The sequence below is a fragment of the Microcystis sp. M53598_WE2 genome (assembly GCF_030067735.1).
Taxonomy (GTDB): domain Bacteria; phylum Cyanobacteriota; class Cyanobacteriia; order Cyanobacteriales; family Microcystaceae; genus Microcystis; species Microcystis aeruginosa.
Map to the genome: position 1 here is coordinate 1 of NZ_JASJFE010001096.1, position 10,221 is coordinate 10,221.

5 protein-coding genes are annotated in these 10,221 nt (G+C 39.5%); 4 read left to right on the plus strand and 1 reads right to left on the minus strand.

All coding sequences use genetic code 11. The features are described from left to right. Both PX636_RS22355 and PX636_RS22360 read left to right on the plus strand, forming a co-directional pair. Positions 1-3,484: translocation/assembly module TamB domain-containing protein (locus PX636_RS22355; RefSeq protein WP_288118985.1), on the plus strand; the 3,484-nt coding region annotated here is incomplete at its 5' end. A gap of 151 nt (positions 3,485-3,635) precedes the next feature. Beyond that, positions 3,636-4,127: a GNAT family N-acetyltransferase gene (locus tag PX636_RS22360; RefSeq protein WP_004162791.1), complete on the plus strand. Its 492-nt coding sequence runs from the start codon at positions 3,636-3,638 to the stop codon at positions 4,125-4,127. On the opposite strand, the gene PX636_RS22365 is transcribed toward PX636_RS22360, so the two are convergent. Beyond that, the gene (locus tag PX636_RS22365) at positions 4,124-7,144 is read right to left on the minus strand and encodes a plasmid replication protein, CyRepA1 family (RefSeq protein WP_288118987.1); all 3,021 of its coding nucleotides are present in this window, start codon (positions 7,142-7,144) and stop codon (positions 4,124-4,126) included. The two genes, PX636_RS22360 and PX636_RS22365, sit on opposite strands and share 4 nt — an antisense overlap. Positions 7,145-7,629: 485 nt before the next feature. Between PX636_RS22365 and PX636_RS22370 the strand changes: the two genes are divergently transcribed. Next, positions 7,630-9,942: a ribonucleoside-diphosphate reductase subunit alpha gene (locus PX636_RS22370; RefSeq protein WP_004162793.1), complete on the plus strand. Its 2,313-nt coding sequence runs from the start codon at positions 7,630-7,632 to the stop codon at positions 9,940-9,942. 92 nt (positions 9,943-10,034) lie between these two features. Then, positions 10,035-10,221, plus strand: a 187-nt coding sequence (locus PX636_RS22375) for a DUF29 domain-containing protein (protein WP_288118989.1), incomplete at its 3' end; no start/stop codon positions are given.

Genomic DNA, 10,221 nt, shown 5'->3' on the forward strand with positions numbered 1-10,221 from the left:
AGCAGCAGGAAATGCCCAAACTATTTTCGATTCCCTGCAAGAAAAACGACTCAACTTAAGCAGTATCAAAGCAGTTTTTAACTCTCGTATTAATCTAGCTAAAGGAGAAATTAAAGCTAAGGCACAACTGAATAATAATTTCTGGCAAAGTGATATTATTGCCGCTAATCTCGATCCCGCTGCCGTACTAAGACAATTACCAGCAATAAAATCAATCTCGATTCCAAAATTAGATTTTAGTGCCAATTTAGCGGGAAACATTAAAGAAATTTGGCAGGGAGTAACACCGATTCAGGTTAATAATCTTTCGGCACAGTGGGGAGAAAATAGCTTTGATGTGCGAGGAAATATTCTTTTAGCTAATCTTATCAGTCAACCCGATATCGCTGAGGTTAACTTAAATCTACAGGCAAAAACCGACCTTGCTACTGTACCGCTAACTCAGATTATATCGCTTTTACCGATCGATCCTCGTTTGAAACCCAGAGAATCGACACTGACAGGGATCGGAGAATTTCAAGGACAAATCACAGGAAAAAATCTCTTAACTGCTTGGCAAAAAGTGGGAAATATACAAATCAAAGGAGATATAAATTTAGCGAATTTTAGCATTAATGATCGACCCTTTGAACCTATCTTAAAAGGAAGTATGCAAGCAGGAATCGGTCAAAATATTAGTTTAAATCTGCGAGGAAATCAGGACATTATTGACCTGACTTTCGATCCTTGTCAACAAAATAATTGTCTGCTGCCCTATCTTCCCTTAGGGATAAATATTCGCCAAGCTTTTGGAAATAAAACTCCTTTTCTAGCAACAGCTAAACGAAGCGGCGAAAATTTAAATGTTCAGATTGCCGATTTTCCCCTAGAAATCCTGAAAATATCTCCTACGGCAGCCTACAATGTTCCGGGGATTATTGCTGGACAAGTGAATGCTAATCTAGACATCAATTTATTTAACTTACAGGGACAGGGACAACTAGAGATTAACCGACCTAGTTTAGGTAACTTAATCGGGGAAAAATTAACGGCAAATTTGGTTTATCGGGATTCTATAGTTCAACTGCAAGAAGGTAGTTTACAAGCGGGTGCAAGTCAATATAATCTGCAAGGTTTATTTAATTGGCAAACCCAAGCAATAGAAGCTAAACTCAGGGTAGATCAAGGTTATATTCAAGATTTATTATCAGTTGCTAGTATCTATGATTTAACCAGTTTAATCAACCTTTTCTCCTCCGAGAGTAACCAGGCTATTCAACTTAGTCCCCTAGGAGTAGGTGACTCCGAAGCTTCCCTAGCACAACAGGTAAATTTGCGGGCAAAAATTGAAGAAATAATCCAGCAATTAGCAAGGGAAAGAGGGGTAGTCGGGATACCTTCTGAACTAGATTTTCGCGGCCGTTATCAAGCAAATATAGCCTTAACTGGGACTTTAAAAAATCCCGATCTTACCGTACAATTTCAGGGCAATAGATGGGAATGGCGACCCCAAAGACCGACGGTAAATATTGTTAACTCTCTGGGAATTGTCACCACCGATACCCAATTAATTCCGATTGATGAAGTAACAATTAATCTTAACTTAAATCGTCAGTTGCTCAGGATAGAACCGATTAGATTAAAGTCACGAGATTCTTCCGTATTTTTAGCGGGTGATTTTTCCCTAAACAAAGTAGAGGGAACTTTTGCCGTGGAAAATCTTTCTCTGGATCTCTTGAGAAATTTTGTGCAGTTTCCCTTGGATGTATCTGGTAGTCTAAAAACTCAAGGACAAATTGCAGGAACCTTATTAAATCCTCGTATTCAGGGTAATTTTGCCTTTATTGACGGTGCAATTAATGCCCAAAATATTAATCAGGATATAATTGGTTTATTTACCTATAATCAGTATCGTTTTGATTTGCGGACAACCTCCTCCGAATCAATCCAAATCTATGCCAGCATTCCCTATCCTCCCTTACCGGGTAATGATCAATTAAAAATCCAAGCAAAATTGGGAACCGATGCAATCAAATTAATCGAAGCTATCAGTCAAAACACCATCGAATGGGTTAACGGTGAGGGAGAGGTAGTTCTTTCAGCGACGGGAAGATTAGATATAAAAGAGGGCTTAAAAATCAAAGATTTAGAAGCAAATGGTATAGTTACTCTCGATAATGCCGCTATCCGCAGTGTTGCTTTTCCAGAGATTTTAACCGTAAATGGCCGCATTGGTTTAACCCCTGAAAGCTTAACAGTAGAGGAATTACAAGGCTCGATCGCTGACAGACAAATTTCTGTGGTGGGAGTTTTACCTTTCTTTAAAGCCATCAAAAATAATCCTAATCCCTTAACAGTTAATATTCAAGAGGGAGATATAGCAATTAATGGTCTTTATCGGGGATTAATTGCTGGGAATGCCATGGTAACGGGAACAATTCAGCAACCAATTATCGGGGGGAATGTGCGTCTTTCTAGGGGTAAAGTTTTTCTTCCTCGCACCGCAGAAATTAATCAAGAAACGGATAAACCAGTGAGTCGCTGGCTGCAGCCTCTCAACATTCCTCAGACGACAAATATTACTCCAGTTTTAAATAATTTCCAAGTGTCTTTAGCAGGATTATCAATCGAACAAGAACCTTTGTATCAATTTGATTTTAGTGGTGCTTTAACCTTGAACGGTCCGCTCACTCCACTGGAGAAATTACAAACCAATGGAGTGATTAATCTCGAGCGAGGACGGGTTAGTTACATCGATACTCGTTTTCTTCTTAACCGACGCAATCAAAATGTTATTGTTTTCGATTCTAGTCGCGGGTTGGGACTTTTTAATCCCTTTGTTGATATTCAACTGCGAACAATTCTCAGCGAATTTTCTCAATCTCGCGATTTTGCTATCTCCCGTCCGGGGGGGGATTTTCCTAGCAATGAAATTCCCGATGATAGCCTCAATCGCATTCAAAGGATCGATGTCACCCTCAGCGTTGAAGGGGAATTAAACCGCTTGCTACCAAATTTAGGACGTAATATCAATGAAGTGTGCCAAATTCGTCCCGATAGTCCACCTTTTCCCCTAGAGGAAAACTATACAGATACAGAATTACAAAAAGCTGCTAATTGTTTACAAGCAGTGGCTTTTGCTAGAGGTGAAGATGAGGGATTGCTTAATACTCCCCTAGTTAAATTAACCAGCACTCCCCCCCGCAGCCAAGGAGAAATCGTTCGACTTTTGGGGGAACAATTGCTGTCGGTTTTTAATGGTTTACAGGGGAAAAATACAGAACAATTAATTCAATTTGGAGTGGTTCAGTTGGCGATTCCCCTCTTAGCCCAAGGAGTCGTGTATGATGTGGAGAATGCGGTTAGTAATGCGATCAGGGCAACGGATTTTAATATTCTTCCCAATTTGGAAACCGTCTATCGAGTCAATTCCCAGTCTTTTATCCGCTTTTCCTACGATTACAATTTGAATGAGTTTACCGTCCGCTATCAAACTCAATTTTAAAGTAAGATTGAGAGATATAGCAGAATTCAGAAGTTAGGAGACAAGGCAAAATTAGGTTATACTTTATCCTGAGAATCAACCGGATAGGTAGATAGAAAATAAGAAATATTATTTTTTGACTTTTTACTTTTGACTTTTTACTTGATATTCTATGATTATTCGCGAGGCTAAAGAAACAGATTTACCAACAATTATCGAGATTTATAATGCTGCTGTTCCCACTCGCAAGGCAACCGCAGATTTAAAGCCTATTTCCCTCGAAAGTCGGCGAGAATGGTTTAAAAAGCACGATCCTGAACAGTATCCCATCTGGGTAATAGCGATCGAAGGTCGGGTGGTGGGTTGGCTGAGTTTACAGATGTTTTATGGTCGTGTCGCTTACCAAAAAACGGCAGAGGTTAGTTTATATATTGCCCCCGATTATCAAGGTCGTGGAATCGGTAAATTATTAGTAGAATATGCCCTGAATCGCTGTCCCAAATTGGGTATATCTAATCTTATCTGTATTATCTTTGCCCACAATCAAGCCAGTATTCGTCTCTTTGAAAAATTCGGCTTTCAACGATGGGGTTATTTACCTCAAATTGCCGATTTAGACAATTTTCTGGCTGATGTGGTCATTTTAGGTAAAAAAGTCGCTTAAATAGGCAATTTCTCCATAGCTAGACTAAATTCTAGACTTAATTGAATATAAGCATTTTCCGGTTCGCCTAGAGATGGTTTCTGGGGGAGAGAAAAGAGATAGTCCTCATACCAAATCTCAGAACTTCCCGCACATTTTTCATCTCTAAATAACCATTGTTGAAACACTTGTTCTCTACCATCCTGAGGGGCAACAATCTGATAAACTTTTAGAGATTTTTTAGCAATTCTCTGGCTGCCCTTGCTGGTTAATTCATAACCTAACAAGTTCAAACAATTACGAATAATCGTCAGAGGACGGGAAGTATTAGAGAGGTTAATCTTGGTGATAGTTTTAATCTCGTTGCGGTTTTTAATGGCGATTTCGGCCATTTTTTGTAAATCGGCATCATGATTAGTTAATTCTCTTTCAGGGTTAGCTAATAATACGGGAATTCCCAACAATTCTAACGTCCCGATAATCACTCCTAATTGACTACTATTAAAATCGGGAATAAATAAACTTCCGTGGCCTGATTCTATCAGTTTACGGGCAATTAAAGCATCTCGATCGCACAAAAATTGTCGCCCAATTGTCAAAAAGTAATGTAAGCGTAGTTCTTGATACCATCCTTGATCATCTTTAATCACTAATTGCGGTGTGACGGGGATTCCATAGCGTTTGTATAGGTCATATTTCCTGAGAATTCGCCTTTCTTTCACTGACTTAATTAACTGTTTTTTTAGCCAACGATATTCTGATTCCGTGATCTCAGAAGCGCTGGCAATTGCCTCGCATTCAGAACGATAATTATGTTCCCTAATTTCTTCAATTGCTTCCGTTAACTGATTATTTATTTCTAGTTCTTCTTCCTGATTACGTTCTTTAATTCTATGACCTTCTGCTTGTAAAATACCTAGAATTGACTGACGATAATTAAGCATATAAGCATTTACTCGCACAGCCATTTTTGCCCAGCAGAGGAGAGATTCCGCTTGAAAAGTTGTATCTAAATCCTCCAGAGATTCTAAATCTGACTGGTGTAATAAGCGAATATTAACCTCCGTTAATCGGTGTCCAGAGGTGAGAAGTTTGGGGATAGAAGTGGAACCATTACCCACCTGATTAAATCCGTACACTGCTGACCAAATATAACGAGGAATATTCTCTCTAATTCTCCCTAAAAATTGAGCGATAGAAGTGGGAGTTTGAATTCCCTGTGCTAAACACCAAACCGAGGTAAAGTGTTGCTGAATATCAATACTAATTCCCGTTTCGATCGCAGGACTAGCTAGAACTATATCATAGTTAAGCAACAATTGATTTAAATTGCCAATCGCTTGATAAGCATCGTGACTAGAATCTGGCAATGACTCTGAATCTATCCGCAGAATTTTCTTCTGAGGGAATTGCTTTCTTAGATAAGATTCTAGGGTAATTGTCCCCCATTTGCTGGTTAATTTTTGTGCCGATAGACAAACAAAAGGTTTTCCTCCCTCTTTAATATGTTTAACTAAATCCTTAACTAGCTGTTGGGGAGTATTATCAGAGTAGTTATAAACTTGCCAAGCTTGCTGATAATTAGGTTTCCACTCGTTACTAATCAAGAAAGTTTCTAGTTTAATAGCCGCTAAAGAAGTTAGATATTCTAGGGAAATATCACTTAAATCAGCATCAGCAACTAAGACTTTTCCGCCACTGCTGACCACAGTTTGTAGCAGAGACTTTAAAGACTTTAAAATTGCTACTCGATTAGCTTTACAAGTATCCCCATTTAACCCATGCCATAGGACTTGTTCGATCTCATCGATAATAATCATAGCTTCTTGCCAATCTTCCGCTTGAAATTTAGCTTGTGATTGGGGATGGAGAGAGTCAATACATAAACCATAACCGTAAATTTGTGCCGCAGGATTATCAATAATTTTGCTGATATAGTTTAAACCAAAGCGTTGACATAGCTCCTCTACCAGTTTGACTCGATGACCAATAACTAAAACTTTTTGTTGATTGGCAATAGCCTGTTTAACTATCTTAGCTAAAAACTCAGTTTTTCCTGTACCTTTAGCCGATTTAATCGCCATTAACTGCGCTGATGTAGGGATAGCAATATCTGGCAAGTAACGGCTATTTAACTCTAGATGAGGTGGGAGAGTTAAACTATTTAAACTCGCTGCCTTCCAAATTTCCCAAGAGGTAGCTTTTTGATAGACTTGTTGGAAGTAATCTTCTCCTCGATTGATTAGTAAATCATCCACCCCTTTACCGTCAGCAGCATCCCAAGTAACTACCTTTACCTGACAGTTAGCCTGACTGAATAGATAACCCATTCTCTGTAAAGCTAAATTAACCGCTTCTTGGTTCTTTGGTTTAGTTTCTTGATCAAAAACTAGATAAATCTTTCGTCCTGAATTAGCTAATTTTTCTAGCTGCGGAATTAGATGAGATTTGCCGATTCTTCTACCTAATTCGTCCTTGGGAGTACGATAACCATTGTGAATTCCGGGTAAGGCAATTGCCACATAACCTGCTGTTAGTAATGCCCCCGCTTTTTTCGCTCCTTCCGTAAGACAAATAGGTATCTCTGGATGTTTAATTACCCAGGACCAAAAACCGAGATCCTCTTGCTTATTATCCACTTCTTCAGTTAAAATATTAATACTGATATGCTGGGCTATCCTTTGCCAAATTTTCAGGGGAACCCGCAAAGCAAAGACTCCCGTAGGGGTTTGGGGAGGATGTTCGTACTTAATCGGTTTAGCCTTATCAAAGCTTAAACGGGGAAAATCGGGCTTAAAACAGCCCCAAAGGTCATAATTACCCGTTAATAAGTCAATTCCTGAACACCACCAACCGCCTTGACTGATATGTTCATAACGCTTGAGAATATCATCCCTAACTCTGCCATCATTGCGTCGCGGTAATTCTTGGGAGTAGAGTAGGTATTCACTGGGAGATAGCCCCGCTAAACCGGTGACATTGAGAGCGATTAACTCCGCATCCACCCCGCTATCACGCCATTCTTCTAAATATTTCATCCTTGTCCTCTACTCGCTAGACGCTATATATAGCGTTTTTGTCCTATTATTCTAGCGGTAAGCCAATAAATAGCGAAAAGAGAAAATTTACTCTCTCAGAGGTTCTCAGAGGAAATTTGACTTTTAATCCACTCTTGTCTTAAATTATCGAAAAGTTAAGAACAAATAAAGTCTGACCACAACCTCCTCAGCAGTCAAGCAGAATCGGATCAAAAGTATTTTGTCAATCTGTTTTTCCTATCAAAGAATAGTTCTTTTGTCAAGCATACAAAAGAACTGTTTTCTGGAAAAAATCAAGAATTTTTTCCAGAAAATGTCATCCAAAAGACTGTTTTTAGGGAACAAAATAATCCTGGCTATACCATATATAGAGTGATAGGATTATTTAACACGCTAGATGTTGTGTTTTCCCAGAAAATCTGATAGAATACTCTAGTACAAATAGATTAATTTGTCAAGTTTTTTAACGCCGCAATTTTCCAATTATGCAATCAAAGCCCTTGACTACTGCCGTCTCCATTCACAAAAATAACGAAGTAATACCCTTTCGTTCTACCCCTTTAGCTAATATGGGCAGCCATGGAATTAGAGTGATTCGGCGCGATGGTTCCACCACAAGCTTAAATATCGGCAAAATTCGCGACGTGGTAGAGTGGGCTTGTGAGGGCAAAAAAGTCAATTCAATCGCCTTAGAAGCGGGTTTAACCACACGCCTGCGGGATGGGATTACCACTAGGGAAATACAGGATAATTTAATTAATTGCGCTCTAGAAATGTGTAGTCCAGAGGAACCGGATTGGCGCTATGTGGCGGGAAGATTGCATATTTGGAGTCTTTGGAAAGATACCTTAGTAGCCCGGGGTTATCAGTACGGAAATTACGAGAAAACTGTCAAAACTCAAGTTAAAAAGTTGCTATACGACGAAAGGATTCTCATCTATTCCGAGGCAGAATTAAAAGAAGCTGGTTCTTGGATTAATTCCGATTGGGACATCGATTATGATTACGCAGGGGCATTGTTAATCACTAGCCGTTATTTACTCAAAAATGAGTTACCCCAAGAGGCATTATTAACCTGTTCCTTGCTGCTTGCCACTGTGGAAGAACCAGCTAATAGACTCCCCTGGGCGAAGAAATTTTATCAAGCGATTGCTCAAAGAAAAATCTCTCTCGCCACCCCAATTTTAGCCAATTTACGCACTCCCAAAGGTTCCTTAACCAGTTGTTTTATCCTCTCCATTGACGACAGTTTAGAAAGCATTTTCGACGAGATTACTAATGCTGCCCGCATCTCAAAAAATGGTGGCGGTGTCGGGGTGAATGTGAGTAGAATTCGCGCCACTGGTAGCTGGGTAATGGGGAAAGCTAATGCTTCCGGGGGGATTATTCCTTGGATTAAATTACTCAACGATACAGCTATTGCAGTAAATCAGGGGGGAAGACGCGCCGGGGCAGTAACTATCGGTGTTGACATCTGGCATTTAGATGTGCCAGAATTTCTGGAAATGCAGACAGAAAACGGTGATCAAAGACGTAAAGCTTATGATGTTTTTCCCCAATTAGTTATCACCGATGAATTCATGCGTCGGGTGATAAATAAAGCCGAGTGGACATTAGTAGATCCCTACGAAGTTCGCAATAAATTAGGTATAGAATTAGCGGAACTATGGGGGGAAGAATTTGAAGAGGCCTATCGTTTAGTAGAAGCTAATTTAGATCAAGAGATTCTCCTCTATAAAAAAATCAATGCCCGAGACTTATTTAAAAGTATCATGCGTTCCCAAGTAGAAACAGGAATGCCCTACATTGCCTTCAAAGATACCATCAATCGCGCTAATCCTAATAAGCACGATGGCTATATCCCCGGTGTAAATTTATGCACGGAGAGTTTCTCGAATGTCACCCCCGATAAAACTGCCCATTGCTGTAATTTAGTTAGCCTTAATTTAGCCAATATCGACAGGGAAGAAATCGAGTCTAATTGTCAAATCGCTGTCAGGATTCTCGACAATACTATCGATATCACTAATCCTCCCTTTGATAATGCTAAAAACCACAACGATAAATATCGCACTATTGGGGTAGGGGCGATGGGATTGGCTGACTGGTTAGCTAAACGGAAATTATCCTACAATAACCTGTCAGAAATTAGTAATTTATTTGAAGAAATTGGCTATTGGTGTACCTATTCCTCGATGGAATTAGCCAAAGAACGCGGTGCTTATCAAGCTTTCTTGGGTAGTGAATGGAGTCAAGGTAAATTAATCGGAGCAAAACCAGTGGCATGGTTTTTAAATAATGCGGTGCAACCGCAAAGATGGCAACAATTAGCAACAGATATTCAACGATTTGGCATCCGTAATTCCCATATTACCGCCATTGCTCCTAATACTTCCTCTAGTTTGGTACAGGGATGTACCGCTAGTGTTTTGCCGGTTTATAGTCGCTTTTTCTACGATAAATGGGCAAAGGGAACCGTTCCCATCGCACCACCTTTTATTGAAGAAGCTTTCTGGTTTTATTCAGAGAACAAAAATCTCGAACAGCAGCAAGTGGTGAAAGCGATCGCTACTATGCAAGAATGGATCGATACGGGGATTTCTATGGAGTTATTATTCAACCTCAATGAAGGGGTTTATTTCCCCGAAGAACCCAACCGTTGTCTCACTGCCAAAGATATCTTTGATACCCTAGTTATGGCCTGGGAATTGGGGTGTAAAGCGATTTATTATATCCGTACCGTACAAAAGGACAATTTTCGAGAGTCTGACGATAGTTGTTCTAGTTGCGCTAATTAAGGTTAACTTCGGTGGGCAATGCCCACCTTAATTTTTTTACATCAAAGATTAGGACTGATAAAATGAGTTTTATTGATCACCTAATCACAGCTATGGATAAGACTTTATACGAACAGGATTACTATCTCTGGATAGAGAAAACCATATCTTTACTAGAAAATCATCAATTTTCCGATTTAGATTTAGATAATCTCATCGAGGAGATTAAAAGTATGGGTATCAAGGAAAAACATACCTTAACAAGTTTATTGACTAGAATAATCCAACATTTGCTGCAAC

Coding starts and splice junctions, on each gene's coding strand:
- PX636_RS22370 (WP_004162793.1), top strand. CDS start 7,630: ATGCAATCAAAGCCCTTGACTACTGCCGTCTCCATTCACAAAAATAAC.
- PX636_RS22360 (WP_004162791.1), top strand. CDS start 3,636: ATGATTATTCGCGAGGCTAAAGAAACAGATTTACCAACAATTATCGAG.
- PX636_RS22365 (WP_288118987.1), bottom strand. CDS start 7,144: ATGAAATATTTAGAAGAATGGCGTGATAGCGGGGTGGATGCGGAGTTA.